The 14,820-nt window shown below is 49.6% G+C and carries 16 protein-coding genes; 7 read left to right on the top strand and 9 right to left on the bottom strand.

Annotated features, from left to right (window positions below; all coding sequences use genetic code 11):
- Positions 1-10: 10 nt before the first annotated feature.
- Positions 11-169: a T9SS type A sorting domain-containing protein gene (locus tag LX87_RS29420; RefSeq protein WP_374755148.1), complete on the bottom strand. Its 159-nt coding sequence runs from the start codon at positions 167-169 to the stop codon at positions 11-13.
- The gene (locus tag LX87_RS25475) at positions 169-1,176 is read right to left on the bottom strand and encodes an NHL domain-containing protein (RefSeq protein ID WP_111631135.1); all 1,008 of its coding nucleotides are present in this window, start codon (positions 1,174-1,176) and stop codon (positions 169-171) included. Before LX87_RS25475 ends, LX87_RS29420 begins: the two co-directional genes overlap by 1 nt.
- A gap of 377 nt (positions 1,177-1,553) precedes the next feature.
- On the opposite strand from LX87_RS25475, the gene LX87_RS29305 reads away from it, so the two are divergent.
- Entirely contained in the window at positions 1,554-3,863 is a 2,310-nt protein-coding gene (locus LX87_RS29305; protein WP_111631134.1) for a T9SS type A sorting domain-containing protein, read from the top strand.
- Between the two features lie 295 nt (positions 3,864-4,158).
- Here LX87_RS29305 and LX87_RS25465 read toward each other — a convergent pair whose 3' ends face one another.
- The gene (locus tag LX87_RS25465; RefSeq protein ID WP_111631133.1) at positions 4,159-5,061 is read right to left on the bottom strand and encodes an SAM-dependent methyltransferase; all 903 of its coding nucleotides are present in this window, start codon (positions 5,059-5,061) and stop codon (positions 4,159-4,161) included.
- Between the two features lie 25 nt (positions 5,062-5,086).
- Complete coding sequence (locus LX87_RS25460; RefSeq protein WP_111631273.1) at positions 5,087-6,178, bottom strand: fatty acid desaturase family protein; 1,092 nt, start codon at positions 6,176-6,178, stop codon at positions 5,087-5,089.
- A gap of 93 nt (positions 6,179-6,271) precedes the next feature.
- On the opposite strand from LX87_RS25460, the gene LX87_RS29300 reads away from it, so the two are divergent.
- The 3 genes from LX87_RS29300 to LX87_RS25450 all read left to right on the top strand — a co-directional run bounded on the left by LX87_RS29300 (position 6,272) and on the right by LX87_RS25450 (position 7,778).
- Complete coding sequence (locus LX87_RS29300) at positions 6,272-6,394, top strand: hypothetical protein (RefSeq protein WP_262511106.1); 123 nt, start codon at positions 6,272-6,274, stop codon at positions 6,392-6,394.
- Between the two features lie 502 nt (positions 6,395-6,896).
- Positions 6,897-7,187 carry a hypothetical protein gene (locus tag LX87_RS25455; RefSeq protein WP_111631132.1) on the top strand — a complete coding sequence of 97 codons (291 nt, stop codon included), beginning with the start codon at positions 6,897-6,899 and terminating at the stop codon, positions 7,185-7,187.
- Positions 7,188-7,499: 312 nt separating this feature from the next.
- Complete coding sequence (locus LX87_RS25450) at positions 7,500-7,778, top strand: hypothetical protein (RefSeq protein WP_111631131.1); 279 nt, start codon at positions 7,500-7,502, stop codon at positions 7,776-7,778.
- Positions 7,779-8,180: 402 nt separating this feature from the next.
- On the opposite strand, the gene LX87_RS28630 is transcribed toward LX87_RS25450, so the two are convergent.
- The 5 genes from LX87_RS28630 to LX87_RS25430 all read right to left on the bottom strand — a co-directional run bounded on the left by LX87_RS28630 (position 8,181) and on the right by LX87_RS25430 (position 11,707).
- Entirely contained in the window at positions 8,181-8,429 is a 249-nt protein-coding gene (locus tag LX87_RS28630; RefSeq protein ID WP_146624552.1) for a hypothetical protein, read from the bottom strand.
- A 328-nt stretch (positions 8,430-8,757) separates the two neighbouring features.
- The gene (locus tag LX87_RS29295) at positions 8,758-9,180 is read right to left on the bottom strand and encodes a BLUF domain-containing protein (RefSeq protein WP_111631130.1); all 423 of its coding nucleotides are present in this window, start codon (positions 9,178-9,180) and stop codon (positions 8,758-8,760) included.
- A gap of 147 nt (positions 9,181-9,327) precedes the next feature.
- Entirely contained in the window at positions 9,328-9,759 is a 432-nt protein-coding gene (locus LX87_RS25440; protein WP_111631129.1) for a BLUF domain-containing protein, read from the bottom strand.
- A 998-nt stretch (positions 9,760-10,757) separates the two neighbouring features.
- Positions 10,758-11,189, bottom strand: coding sequence for a response regulator (locus LX87_RS25435; protein WP_111631128.1), 432 nt, complete (start codon positions 11,187-11,189; stop codon positions 10,758-10,760).
- Positions 11,190-11,278: 89 nt separating this feature from the next.
- Complete coding sequence (locus LX87_RS25430) at positions 11,279-11,707, bottom strand: response regulator (protein ID WP_170139455.1); 429 nt, start codon at positions 11,705-11,707, stop codon at positions 11,279-11,281.
- A 376-nt stretch (positions 11,708-12,083) separates the two neighbouring features.
- Here LX87_RS25430 and LX87_RS25425 point away from each other — a divergent pair, with 376 nt between their 5' ends.
- The 3 genes from LX87_RS25425 to msrA all read left to right on the top strand — a co-directional run bounded on the left by LX87_RS25425 (position 12,084) and on the right by msrA (position 14,819).
- A complete protein-coding gene (locus LX87_RS25425; protein WP_111631126.1) occupies positions 12,084-12,539 on the top strand; it encodes a response regulator in 456 nt (151 codons plus the stop codon).
- A 230-nt stretch (positions 12,540-12,769) separates the two neighbouring features.
- Entirely contained in the window at positions 12,770-14,032 is a 1,263-nt protein-coding gene (locus LX87_RS25420; RefSeq protein ID WP_111631125.1) for a hypothetical protein, read from the top strand.
- 127 nt (positions 14,033-14,159) lie between these two features.
- A complete protein-coding gene (gene msrA, locus LX87_RS25415) occupies positions 14,160-14,819 on the top strand; it encodes a peptide-methionine (S)-S-oxide reductase MsrA (protein ID WP_111631124.1) in 660 nt (219 codons plus the stop codon).
- Position 14,820: the final 1 nt, after the last annotated feature.

Below are 14,820 nucleotides of genomic sequence, written 5' to 3'. Positions count from 1 at the left end.
CTCAAGTAAGCTATTTGAATTTTAATAGTCGATAATGCCGAAGTGCCTCACCCTTACCTACTTGCAGGATGTGAAAGCCCGGGGCCAGATGATTACCTGGTTCGATTAATTGTTCAGGCTGCGCCATTTCCAACTCGTAGACTTTCCGCCCCGTCAGGTCATAAAGTATTACGGGCTGCTGTCCCGCATTTTTGATCCGAAACGATTTGGTGAACGGATTGGGATATACCAGTACCTCTTCAGTACCATCCGCACCGAGCCTACCGTAGCCGGGCTGGTGTTGGCCCGAATGTTCAGATTCTGAGGCAGCGTGGCCAGGTTGATCGTCTCGCCGGGCAGGATGGTTTTAATCTCCTGCCGGGTATTGGCGTTGATCAGAATAAAGCTTGTCACCACCAAAGCCGGAGCAATGGCCGTCACCTTGCGGATGCGGTGGTTGGCTTTATCGGCAATGAAGAGGTTACCCGCAGCATCCAGCGTTACACCTGTGGGTTGATTCAGATTGGCGTTGGTGGCTAGTCCACTATCCTCACCGTAACCCGGCGCAACCCCACTACCGGCTACGGTGGCGATCATTCCACTGCGGTCAACCTTCCGAATGCGATAATTATAGGAATCGCTAATGAAGAGGTTACCTTCTACATCGACGGTAATCCCCTCAGGGAAGGTTAAAAGGGCACGGGTGGCCGGGAGTCCATCCCCATTGAAACCATGGGTGCCATTGCCCGCTACGGTTCTAATGATGCCGGTGTGATCTACCTTGAAAACCCGCCCATTATTTGTATCCGAAATGTAGAGATTGCCCCACCCATCCAGCGCAATCGACGCTGGTCTATACAAGCTGGCCTGGGTGGCCGGCCCACCATCGCCACTAAAGCCCTGAGGCCCACTGATGCCGGCAACAGTGGTGATGATACCGTTGGGAGTCACTTTTCGAATGGAATTGGTATTCACATCTGCGATAAAGAGGTTGCCTTGGGCGTCAACGGCCACGCCATAAGGAAGAGATAAACCAGCATTGGTAGCCAGTCCGCCATCACCGCTGAAGCCATCGGTTCCATTGCCAGCCACCGTCGTGATGATCTGAGCATTCAGGCGGGTGGTTCCCAGCCCGAACGTCAGGTAGATGGTTAACAGGGTTAGTAAACCCCTGGGGAGGTAAACAAAGCAATTCATAGAGAAAAGGGTTGGAGTGAGGAAAAGGGCAAACGTATTTTTACTTACAGTCTATATAATTATATTACTTATTCATTGGATTAATAAATGATATTTCCCTGTTGGGACCTACCCGATACGCAAGGAGAGAGAAGTTTGTATTGGGTAAAATTTTGCCGTTCTGATCAATAACCCCAGAGGCAAACTGTATCGAATCAGTCATAGTACTTTACTTCTTCATCAAGGTCAGGATTTTCTTTTAACAGTAAGCAGAATCAAATTACTCTCACTTAAGAAATCTCCGTCGTGAGTTCTTGTTATTAGTAATATGTGAATAATTAATTGTACTATTGGTATTATTAGACCTTTCAGTTTTTCACCTATTCCGGATCAAACCCATGAAACAATTCTTTACCGTTTGGCTGCTGTTAGCGTCAGTTCTGACAACGCGTGCTCAGTCGCCGTGTTTAACATACCCTACGCCGGGGCTGTATTCGTACACCGTTCCGCCGGGCGGCCCCTTTCTGATAGCCATTAGCGTCCGAGGAGCTGATGGTGGTGGTAATGGATCTACATTTAATCGTAAAGGAGGTAGCGGAACTCGTGTCAATGCCAGCTTCTCTGTTCAAAGTGGTGATCAGCTAACCGTCATCGTCGGTCGGGTCGGTGGTTCTGATTTTGATTTTGGCGGGGGCGGGGGCGGATCCGCTGTTATCCTGAATCGAAGTGGCACCCTTAGCCTGTTGGCGGCCGCTGGCGGAGGGGGTGGGGGTAGCTTTTACTACGGGGGTGGGGGTGGACAAGGACTGGGAACGGCTACGGGTGGAGCCGGTGGGAGCTTGACGATGAACTACGCCGGTGGGGGTGGCGGTGGCGGTGGCTTGGAAGGAGCCGGCAGCAGTGGTGCACCCGATGAATCCCCGATTAGAACCGCGGGGGGCGGTAGCCAGGCCCGTTTAACCGCGGTCAGTCCCGGAGGATCCAGTTATTATAATCTCCGCAATGGAGGACCTGGCTTTGGGGGTGGCGGAGGGGGTGGGGGCAGTCCCGCATCCGGCGGGGGTGGTGGCGGTGGCTATGGTGGCGGTACGGGTGGCGGCAGCAATGGCAGCAGCCAGGGTGGGTATTCCTACGTCAGCCCCCTGGGCAGCAGCCCTGAGATCATAGAAGGAACGGCGGGAGACAGTCAACTGCAAAATGGCCTGATCACCTTTGACTTTCCACTTGCCATTACCCAGCAACCCATCAGCAGCAGCACCGTTTGCGCCGGAGCCACCGTCAGTGCTTCGGTGAGTGCCAGCGGTTCGACCCTGACTTATCAATGGCTGAAAGATGGCGCGGTGTTGACCGGCGTCAGTTCGGCTACTACGGCCACACTAACGCTGGAGAAGGTGCAACCGGGTGATGCCGGCAAGTACCGGGTAGTGGTAAAAGGGTTTTGTGGAAGCGACACCTCTTCGGTATTTGCCTTAAGCGTCAATCCGGTTCCGAAGCCCACGCTCAGTAGTAGCGGCCTTATTTCCTGCGCCAACCCTAGCGTAACACTAACGGCCGGAGGAGGAAATACGTATAGTTTCACAGGACCTGGTATCATCAGCCAGGATGCCAGCAACGGGACCGCGCTGGTAGATGCGGCTGGTCTTTACTCGGTCATCGTTACCGGTCCGGGCGGCTGCACGGCCAGCGCTCAGACCAATGTGGAAATCAAAAGTAGCTGCGTGACGGGCTTTGAGTTGATCCACACGACCAGCGGCCAGGTGCTCAGAACGCTCTCGGAGGGCGAACTCATCAACCTGGCTACATTGCCCACCGATCAGTTAACCATCCGAGCCACCACCTCTCCAGGCGCGGTGGGTTCGGTGGTGTTTTCCCTCAGCGGGAATATGACCTACACCAGGACCGAATCAGCGGCTCCTTACAGTTTGTTCGGCGATGACCAGGGTAACTACCGTCGCTGGACTCTAAAACCCGGTAGTTATCTGTTGACGGCTACGCCCTATTTGGGAGCCGCCGGAGCCGATCTATCAGGTACGCCCCTGACGCTGAGCTTTCAGATTGTTAACCAGACTCCTACCGGTTCTCCATCCGTCATTAGCTATACTTTAATGAATGCCGATACGGATCAACCCATCAAGGTGCTGACCAACAATGAGATCCTGAACCTGGCAAACTTACCTTCCAACCTGAACATTCGGTCCAATACCAATCCCGCCACTGTGGGCTCGGTGGTGATGATTTTAAACGGTCAGCAAACTCGCAGTCAGACGGAGAACCAGCCACCTTACGCCTTGTTCGGGGACAACATCGGCAACTACAAGGTCTGGACCCCGGCGATAGGCAGTTATACGTTGACGGGGACGGCTTACTCGGGAACCGGGGCCGGTGGTCAAGCGGGCGCTCCATTGGCGATTAGTTTTCGGGTGGTCAATCAGCAGCCTGCCGCTCGGGTGTCAGCGGAAGCAGGTGAGGACCTGGAGGTGAAGTATTTCCCAAATCCGTTTACCGAATCGTTTACGTTGCAGTTGCAGGGCAAGGGTAAACAACCGGCTATGCTTTATGATGCCTACGGCCGTCGAGTGTGGCAGGCTCAGGAAACTCAACCCGAGCAGTTGATTCGGCTGGGTAACGATCTGGCTCCCGGAATGTATCTTTTGCAGGTGGGTCAGGGCGAGACGGCCAGGCGCTACCGACTGGTTAAAACCAAGTAGGCTGAGGAAAGAGGGTATTGATTCATGTGGAATCATCCCGAAGGTGGATGACTCTATTTTAAACGCGAAAACCTTCCGGGCTTAGTAGTGCGAACAACTAACCGGAAGGTTTTCTTATGTCCAGGGACTCCCTAAGAATCGGCGTCTGTGCCGACCAAGTTAAGTCACAAGCTCATTATTTTAAGTTCCAGCATGGCGAATGAATGCCGTGCAACGACATCTTTTGATGGGTGAGAACAAGCTAGCCCGGTTAGTTATTGCCTTCTTGACGGATCGTCTGAAAGGAATGAATGGTTTATACTTTTTCAAAAACCAGCCGGTAGTGCTCCATCGTTTCCTGTTGAAAACATACCCGGTTGGGGCTCACCCGGAAAACGGCAATCAGATCCCGGAACGCTTTGTTTGTTAACAGACGGGGTAACAACGAAGCATAAAGGGCATATTTTTTCCAGTGAAAAGCTCGAAACCGTTTACGCCATTGCCCGATGGTTTCGATGTAATCCAGACGGCCGCTGCTTTGAGAGATCAGTTTAAAATGAGGCTGGGCATTCCGAATTACCTGCTCCGCACCATAGGGTAACCAGGAACCCGGAAACTGCGCAACCATCAGGGCCAGTGCGTAGGCAGGCGAGTCCTTGGGGGCGTTCAGACTGACCTCTTCCAGCGGAATCATGTTTTTGCCAAACACCATTGTTTGCATGTAAAATCGGCCACCGACGGGTAGTAACGCCGACAGGTTCCTGAAAAAGTCGGCGTAAACCGCATCCTGCTGTCCGGCTTTGTACTGCTCTATCGAACAGAAATGTTCCAGTCCGCCAATGCAGGTGATCGCATCAAACGTGCCGTAATCAGCCGGAGTTATCAACCGGCAATCTTTCACTTCTACGTCCAGCCCATTCTCGACGCAGGCAGCCGCCTGAGCCGAAGACAAGGTTACGCCCCGGCCCAGCGCCCCCTGCTTTTTGATGTAGGTAAGAAACGGGCCCCAACCGCAGCCCATGTCCAGGACTTTTGTGCCTTTTCCGATGCGCAGACTGTCGGCAATGAAACGATGTTTTTGCTGCTGAGCCTGTTCCAGCGTTAAGGCAAAATTGCCGTTGTACATTGCCCCGCTATAGTCGCCGGTCTGCCCGATGCTCAGGCGGAAAATTTGATCAATTGTCGAGTAAGTAAACTCTAAATCTTTTTGGGAAGCCATATTTTCAGGGGTTAAGGGAAGAGGGTTAAGATGCTGACACCTCCGACGGCCGACCTAATTTTTTCAGCAGCCGGTAATGCGAATGTAAGGCCGAAGCAAACGACGGGTTTTCCAGATAGGGCAAATTAAAATCATGGGCGGTTTGCTTCACAATTTCCGTAAGGGCCGGATAATGAATGTGACAGACTTTAGGAAACAAGTGGTGTTCGATCTGGCGGTTGAGCCCTCCGCAGAAAAAGGCCGCTACTGCCGAGCGGGGCGCAAAATTAGCCGTTGTCCGCAACTGGTGAACCGCCCAGGCCTCCTGGATTCCTACCCCTTCAATGGGAACCGGAAACGCAGTGCCTTCCACCACATGCGCCAACTGGAAAACCAACCCTAAAATCAGACCTTCTACCAGGTGGATGGCCAAAAAACCGGTTAGTATTTGCCACCAGGCCAGATCCAGAACCAAATAAGGAAGCAGCAGAAAGAAAAAATAATAGGCGGCTTTGGATATAAACAGCATAAAGTATTGCTTCCGGGGATGCACAGAGTTGTCATGCTGACCAATTTGCCGTTTAAAGAACTTTAAGTAATCCTTCCGGAATACCCAGGAGAGCGAGGCTAACGAATACAAAGCAAAGGCATACCAGTGCTGATAGCGTTGCCAGGGCCGGAGCGGTTCGTCGGTATCGACCCGAATTAAGCCCGGTGCAATTTCAATGTCTTCATCATGCCCCGGAATATTGGTATAGGTGTGGTGGACCATATTATGCGTAATTTTCCAGACATACGGATTGGCCCCCAGCAGATAAAAAGTGTCACCCAGAAGTTTATTCACCCAGCTATGAGACGAAAAAGCGCCATGCAGGGCATCATGGGAAACATTAAAGCCAATGAAAGCGGCAAGGGCACCTAAGCCCGCAGCCAGGGCCAGCATGGTCCAGGGACCGAATTGGTTGGATAAAATTAAGCCATAAAGCAGCAGATAACCTCCTAAGAAAAGGCCAGCCTTGATCCACATGGGGCCATTGGCGTGGGGGGAAAGTCCCTGCTCTTTAAAGTGGGCATCGACGCGTTGGCGCAGTGTAGCAAAGAAGGAGGACCGTGTTGTATTAACAAATTTAAGTTGCATAAAGAAAGTCAATTAGGATAGCAGGCCGACTTACTTCCGTTTGCGCCGTATAGATACGATTAAGCGCCTTGTAAGTCAATCCGGAAAGGGATTGTGATGAACGTATTTCGGCTGAAGGCCGTCAGCTTCACGCGTGTATGTAACTCACCCGCCCGCATTTTCTCGGTGATGGCTGGCAGGGCTCCGGAGTTTATCCACGAGCAGGATAATAGCTAATCGCCATTTTCGGCCATCGGGACCAGCGGTTTTGCGGATAGTCTACCGCAACGGAATGATTTTTGAGATATGGCGCTTGAATTCAGGCCATAAACCGATTAACCGGATTGTCTGTCTATAGAAGTTGAAGTGAACCAGACAAAAGGGGGTGAAAAATGTACAGGTGGGTTGATGTAAGAGGTTAAAGGAAACGGCGTCTGGCGGCCATCGCCGAACGATACTGCACTTCGAGGGGTTCTGAAAAGGGAGTTAGACGGTGAAGCGTTCTGCTAAGACGCTGTGAAAGGAGATATAGACTTACAACGTGGTAAGCTACTCACTTAGTTCATAAGCGGTCATTTATTATTTTATGGATGGGCCGGTTGGCTGAGGTCAGGCCAGGGTTGTATTCTTCTTCAACAAGGCCTGGGCCAATAGGTAAGAAAGTTTTCTAAACAGCTTTCCTGGCAAAAGGTTTATCAAGAACGTTCCATTTTTCAGCCAGACCAATTCTCTATCTATCATGACGGCAGATGAATTCACGACGATAATTTTATTTGCCGGTTTTAATGAGGTAAGCTTACCGCAGGGTGCGCAGTTGGTCGATATGCAGATCGACGGGTACCAGGTCAGTCTGGTATTCAAAGCCACAGGGTCGGCCGCTACTGAATACCGCCAGTTTTACGTGGCCTTCAACTCCGGCCCAACCGATTACAGTCAGGGTGTTTTGCGGCTTTTAGAAAAAATTGAATTTTCCGACGGAACCTCAACGGCTATGATTTATGAGGTGTATCCCTATGATGAAAGTCTGTAAAACCGTCCTCTGATGAAGGGATACATCCAGTTACTTCGTAGATTCGCCGGCAGAGGGGAAAGGTTCAGTTAGTAGCCACGTTTCAGGACTTACAATGATCAGGAAAGAAATACCGTGATTAATCGCCCGGATATTCATTCTCTCCGGTGCTCTGAAAACAGCCCAGTCGAAAGCCGGGATGGATTTATTACCTTGCGGTATGACAACCCTGTACACAAATGGTAATCGGTTTGGGGTTTGTAAAACATACGAAAAGCGTTAGCTACCTCGCGTACACCCGGGATCGGCCGACCGCGATAAAAGAAAGAGATTATGGCAGTATATACGAAGAGTTTTTTGCACCACGGAGTTCGGTGTAAAGTCTCCGCCGAAATTGATACCACCTGCACCGTGCTGGCGTTTGTCGATGGAGAAGAGGTCTACTCACGGCATCAGGTTTATAAGTCTGAACTAGAGAGCTATCTGGTAACGGCCATGAAGCTGGTAGAGGTTGAAGCAGAACGTAAAAATCCTCTTGGTACGGAGGTGGACGAAACACAGCGGATGCTCCTGCGCCTGGGTTTTGTCGAACCTGGTAAGCCGAAAAGATAATCGGAGCGCCACCCCCGGCCGGCTTTTCGCGCTCGTTAACCATTTCCGCATACCGCCCGGCATTGGCAGCTCCGGTAGGATAAGTCCACTTTCCTCAACGATGGCTGGCCTAACCCAGGTTCCGTTTTATCTCCCAGTTAAAGTTGCGCCCGAAACAACTGTCCTGAGCCAATTCACAGTGAGGCAGGATGTCAGCGCCTGCATTCTGACAGACGTAATAGGTAAAAAATCAAAATTGCCCAGCCGCAAAGCGCACTGGGCAATCACCCTAACTCAATTACTCGAATAACGTTTGCTTTCGTTCACACATGAATCATACCACAGGTGAAAAAAACAAGTAAGCGGCACAAAACCGGCCCAATTGCAGAAATTGGCCGGAAAGGAACCGCCATAGTAGGGACTTTAAGGGCTTAATACTCGCTGGTATTGCTCCTGTAATGCCTGAAGACTGCTATTTACAGATTGGCCATCAAATGCTTCCAGCGGTAAATTAATCCACTGGCCTTCATCAACCACAAAAGCGGATAGAAGCCGATAACCGGCCGCCACAAAACTGTTGAGTACATCAAAATGACCTTCCAGGTCGGAGCAGTAAAGGTTATGCGTGTACACCGCTCCAGATGCAGATAGGGAGGAAAAGATCAGCCACATAAGAATACACGTTAACGACAACAGCACTCCTATGGCTAACGATCAGAAACAGCCTTATTCTTAAAGTCTTATTGAATGGGATTTAAATCGTTTGTTTGTTCAGGATTAGTTGATCTGAAAACCGCTTCTTCCTGAGTTGTTACATAAAAAGAGGGGGTCCACCGGCGCATCTGATGCGTAGTGTATGACTGCGTATACAGGTATCGTTAATGAATATTTTCCTGTTCGCTTTGAGAGCGTATAGGAATCCAAAATAGCCGCCACTTTTACAATTACCTGATTAAAGCCGATGGGCTGACTGCCCACGCGGGCGGAAGGCGGGGTTTACCTAGTTGCGCAAATTGGTCTGATAAAAAAGTGTTATTAATCCCAAAATCGGGTTGTCTTCGTTTGCCGGTTCCGAAAAACCTTTCTGGAGCCTGGGGCTGATTGTTTGCAGGTTGTCCATCTGGCTGGCAGTTAAAGCCTTGTAACCCATCGACCAGTCCGGAAAAGATCTTTTATGAATGGTTCTGCTGTAAAGCTTTGTTATATTCCGATGTCGGTCGTCCTGACTGATTGTTGTATATAACGCTTTTACCTTTTCTTCTGGTCCTTCTAAAGCCTGAATGATACTACCGTTAAAGTAAAGCAGGATACCGGTAATCCCTAGCTCACTGTTGTTTTTACGGCTCTGTTGCAGAATAGCCCCTAGTTCGTCAGGAGAGAACAAACCGTTTGAAGAACTCAAATAAACAATGCAATATTCCATGATAAAGTGAATGTATTTGAAACCAACACGGCAAAGAAGGTGCCGGTTTTTTGATTTTTTAAGTTTCAGTGTGCTTTGAAGTTGGATGGCAACTAACGTATGGGCAAAAAAGAACCTTTATTCCATCGGGTGGCATCTCGAAAACCGTTATTCGGGCTGGGGGCGGAAGTGGGTCGCGTAGAAAAGCTGAAGCAATCCTAAGACGACATTATCACTATACATGATTGTTGATTGCCGCCCGTTTTGCATAATAATCAACTCCTTAATTTTGTCGATCTCCGTGGTAGATACGGACTTGAAACCCATCGACCATTCGGAAAAAGCCCTTTTCCGGATCGGATGGCTCAATACCGTAGAGATGTGCCCGTGCCTTGGGTCCTGGCAAATGGTTTCATAAAGTGCTTTGACGCGTTCTTTCGGTCCTTCCAGCGCTTGAACAATACTACCATCCGCGTATAAGAGAATACCGGTAATGCCCAGTTTCAGGTTATTTTCTCTGCTCGTCTGGAGAATATCCTGTATGGTTTCATCGGTAAGCAAATCTTTTGAGTGACTCATATAAACGATACAATAGTCCATAATCGAAAGGGTTAAGCCGTCAACAAAAGGATATTAAGCGGGATGCTTCGGTAGCATCCCTCTATTCTCCTAATGCAACCTAATAACCTTACTTGAAAAGGTTGGTTTGTGTGGACTAATTTTTAGTAAGAAAAAAAGCCTGGCCTGCTGGCAAGGCCCTGGAACGTTTTAAACAATCGATAGAGGGCCAGTGAATAGGCCGGATGGGCAACGGCAACTTCTAAAGCAGATGGACAAACTTCAGCACAGGCCAAAACCGTGGAAGATGACACGAATCGGTTGCGGAGAGGCTTAAAAAAATAAAGTACTAAAAACACCGCTTCAACTATCGGCGCAGAAAAGTAGCTTGTTTGAAACGAATGGGCTTAAAGTGGAGCCTAACCAGGAGCGATAAACCTGGCACGAGCAGGTTCAATGGCAGGCGTTGCCACCATCAGGAGGGGATTGTTAAATCAATATGCCGGCAATGCAGGCAACACCCGTAAAAGCCATAAAGACTAAGACGGCCCAGGAAGCATACTCGCTAGTGGTAGAAGTTTTATGGCGCATCGGTTCGTAGGTTAAAGTTGCAGTGGTTAACAGACACACAAAGGTAACCCAAATCCGAATAGTTTTGTCTGGTAAATAGAGGATTAACGGAAGCTTAACCGGTATTAAAAAGGGATTAAAATCTGCGCAAACAGATCCCGACAGAACCTGCCGGGACTGTAAGCGCGGAAACGTGTAATTAATCAGTGAGTATACAGGTAGCGTACTCAACTGATTTTTGGCAAATTTAAAGGGGGGTTATCAGACTATACTAACCGATTAATCACTCCTGTAAAGCTGAAAACGGCAGAAAGGCCGCAAATTCCTACTTAAGACGACGCAAACCTGCCTGACCTGACCGAATGAACGGCTTTCAGGAGACCGGCGGGGAGCTTTAGTAGTAAACCGCGCAGCGTTTGTCAACGGGCCGGAACGAACAGGAATGCTTTTGCGACAAGGCGAGAAGCTTATTACTCATCATCAAACCGATTGGGATGCAGGCAGTTCGTCCAGTAGGAAACAATGGCCTCTAACTGCTGTTTGATTTCCTTTGTACTGCTCTTTTTTTCAAAGAAGCCCTGGATGGTTAGCTCATAGGCCTCTTCTACCCATTGTTTATAGGCTGGATGCGTGAAAAAGATGAAAGGAATAGACCGCTTTTTTAATTCTTTGTCCTGCTCAATCTGCCGACGGAGTTCCAGACCACTCATGTTTTTCATGATTACTTCCGAAATAATCAGAAAAGGGCGCTCATCGGTCGTACGCAGGAAATCAATTGCTTTCTCTCCATTGTTGAAAAATAAAATGGGAGAATTCGGGGCAATGCTTTCCAGTATCGGTTTAAGAATAAATTGGTCCTCTTCATCATCATCGATAAAAACGATGGGGCCACCTACTTCCATACAGATTAAATTGATGTGGTATAGCTGGAAAACGTGCGGATCTGGCGAAGTGTTTTAGTGGTAAGTCTAATTCGAGTATGTGGTGCCGATCAGAGCCTTTGATGGGAGGGGGTAGCCGCAATGTCAAGCCAGTACTGCCAGGTTACAGCCACAAAATGCCTCAGTTCCTCCAGACTCGCGGGTTTTACAATATACGAATTAGCCCCAGCCTGGTAACATAAGCTGGCGTCGGTATCGGAATCCGACTCACTGACAATGATCGTGGGAATAGGTCGCAGTTGCCGGTTGCGTTTAATGTAGTGTAACATCTTTATCCCATCGGGTTCGGGCATGATGAGGTCCAGGACAATTAAATCAGGCACCATTGCCACGTCTTTTTCCAGCAAGTCCAGCAATTTGCGGCTATCAGGGAAAAACTCCAGTTCCCAATCGGGCCGTTTATCAGCGGATATTCGCTTAACCACATTACAATAATCCGGGTTGTCATCAATGATCCAGATTCGTCTTCTACGAGCCATGAGCATTCGGTTAGGGATAACGAGGTGCCGGTAAAGATAAACAATCACAGGAATGTAAGGGAAAAGACAATATTTTTCACTCTGAAAGACTATTGAGTGGGAATCGGGTAGCAGAGCAGGGTAGACTGCGGCAGCGACATTAATCATCGCATAGGGTCCTGTTGCGTTTTGTCCGGTTTGGGCAGGAGGTTAACCCTCGGCACTTTTTTGTATAAACGCCAAGCGTTATAGGGCAAATCGAAGACCGCGCGGAAACTTCACCGTCCTTCAATAGTTTTATCGAAAGCAATAGGATATCTTTGATAAATTTGAATAACTATTGCTTAACGTTTAACTTAATCTGGATTCAAATCTGAGAAATTAAGTCAGTTTATCTATGGAAAATCAGGATTTTGAGGTATTGGTCATTGATGATGATCAGCCTACGTACGATCTATTAGTCCGAATAGGTAACGAACTGTTTCCGCAAGCCCATTTCGTCTGGCAGGCTTCTTATGATCAGACCGTTCGGTATCTGGACGATCAATCTACCATCCCTCCCCATATTGTACTGTTAGATATTGATTTACGGCAAGCCGTCGATGGACTGGATTTGTTACCACAACTGCGTACCCGTTTCAAGGGAAAAACGCCAGTGGTTATGCTGAGCGTTTCGGACTCAAACGATAAAATAAACCGGGCCTATGAACGCGGAGCCATTGCTTTCACCAGAAAACCGGATGACCTGCAAGGGTGGAGAAATTATATGACCCTTTTGAAGGCGTACTGGTATGAAACCACGCTCTTACCGCGCAGCACCCCACCGCCCACGCATTTGCTCAATTACTTATAAGAGACCGCCCTGCAACGGAAGAGCATCTGCTCCCTGATCTGGTATTCCCTTTGGCTTTGCTCAGGCATTAAATAACCATTCGATTAGTATAACGTTAACTTCCATAACGCTCCTCTGGCCTGTTTCGCTTACTCGTTTTTCTGACAGATACTGCCGCACCTGATACACCGGAACCGCAGGATGCAAAGTAACGTTTCCCGATCTGTCTGATACCTCATTGAAATTACCGTATGTCTTTTCGACAACCCGTTCCAGGTACCATCCGCAGCTATCATTTTAAGGAAAATGTATACCCGTTTCCCGTGGAATCGGTGTTGGAATCTGACCCAGGGCCGGTCGGGTTACAAATCACTGCCACAGTGGGTTATTTACTGACGGGTTCATCCAGTAAAGCTCCTCAATCGGAACTGACACTCCATTACGTAAAACAGGACGACGGGAGTTATGTCGCCCGCGACACCATTACGCTCCTGGTGCCCGGCCCGGCTTTTCTCAGCGGTGCCATTAAGCTGCGTGATCCGCTCGGCGAAGTCATGACGCTTCCGGTACATATCGACACAATGCTGACCGTTGACGATTCACCGATCCTGTTTAACGAAATAGAGCCCGGCACTGAAGCCTTTGCTATCGTGAAGATTGCTCAATATGGCACCGATACGCCCGTTGTTGTGTCCATTGAGGGGTCTGCTTATTTTACCCTGGCTCCGGGCAGAACGGCTCCTGCCTTAACGACAACGCTGACGTTAACGCCAATGTATAGCGGCACTTACATTTACGTCCGTTACGCGCCCGAAAAAATAGGTCGCCATATGGCAACTCTACAGGTTCATACGCCTTACCGTCAGGAGTTTATCCTGTTGGAAGGCCGCTCGATCTGGCTGTCAGGCTGGTATCGGATGCCCCAACGGCTTGCATTTCGGACGATGCTGGAAGTTCAGGATCGTTTACCCTTCGTCACAAAAGCGCAAAAGGCGGGAATTGGTGCGGCTCTTGGGCTGGCAGTGCTGGCAACCGGCTATCTGTACCGGTGCGAACTGATTCCCAGCCTATGCCAATCGGAAACCGTACAAACGAATACCGCTACTTTGAACAGTGGGTTGGCCGGTGTCGACAGCAGCCAGACAGAAAAATACGGGATTGGTGAAGCTATCCCGCTGTCGCTCCCCAAAAGTGAAGAATATCCCTGGATTGGTAGTGGCGACAACGCTGGTGAGACTCCAAAACCGTCAGATAGCCTGACGGCCCGACCAAACCGCCGAGGGCGTATGCTGCCCCCGACCAAACCGGTTGACACCATAGACAAGGATAGTATTCCGGCAGCGGTGCCGCGTCCTGCGGAGCCGGTGATTCGCGCAGCGCAGGATAGCGTTTCGGCCATTAAACCACCTAAGCGCAAACGGCGTTCGCTTTATCCCGTAAAAGCATTGGCTACGGCTATTCAGGAAAGCGATCTTGAGAAGGAACTGAACCGGAAAACCAACAGATTGCCTTGATCGCACCTCCACCCAAACGGTCCTCAAGTGACGACAAATCGGGGCGGCCTGGAAGCCGTGTTCTGAGCGGAGGGCATGAACGGGCTTGTTTCTGATTTTGTTATATACGTACAAACTCATACCACTTATGAAAATCATTCAGGGGATACTACTGAGTGTTCTGTTTCTGGTCGGTTGTACGCCCGCCCAGACCCAGGATACTACGCCGGTTAAACTTCCGGCTCTGAAACCCGGCGAAGCCGTAGCGACGTTTGCCGGTGGTTGTTTCTGGGCGCAGGAAGAAGGCTTCGATCAGCTTCGCGGGGTTCGGGAGGTAATTTCGGGGTATGCGGGGGGGCATGTCAAAAATCCGACCTACAAACAAGTGGGAACCGATGAAACCGGTCATGCTGAATCCGTGCAGGTCTATTATGATCCGAAGGTGATCAGTTACAATGAGTTGCTTGAAGCGTTTTTTGCGGGTCATGATCCGACTACGCTCAACCGGCAGGGACCCGATGTGGGCCGGGATTATCGCTCCGTTGCTTTTTACCGTACTCCTGAAGAAAAACGAGCTATTGAAGCCGCTATCCAGCGAACCAACGCTTCCGGGCATTATAAAAATCCGGTGGTGACAGAAGTGCTGCTGTTCAGGGCGTTTTATCCGGCGGAGACGTATCATCAGAATTACTGCAAGCTGCACCCGAATCAACCATACATCCGGAGCGTTTCCATGCCTAAAATTGAAAAGCTGCGCAAGGCCATGAAGGGTAAACTCAAAAATGAAGGTCAGTACACTACCCTATAAT

This window comes from Larkinella arboricola, assembly GCF_003259745.1.
Classification (GTDB): Bacteria; Bacteroidota; Bacteroidia; order Cytophagales; family Spirosomataceae; genus Larkinella; species Larkinella arboricola.
Note: the sequence above shows the minus strand (reverse complement) of the source record. Positions and strands in the feature narration are given on the sequence as shown.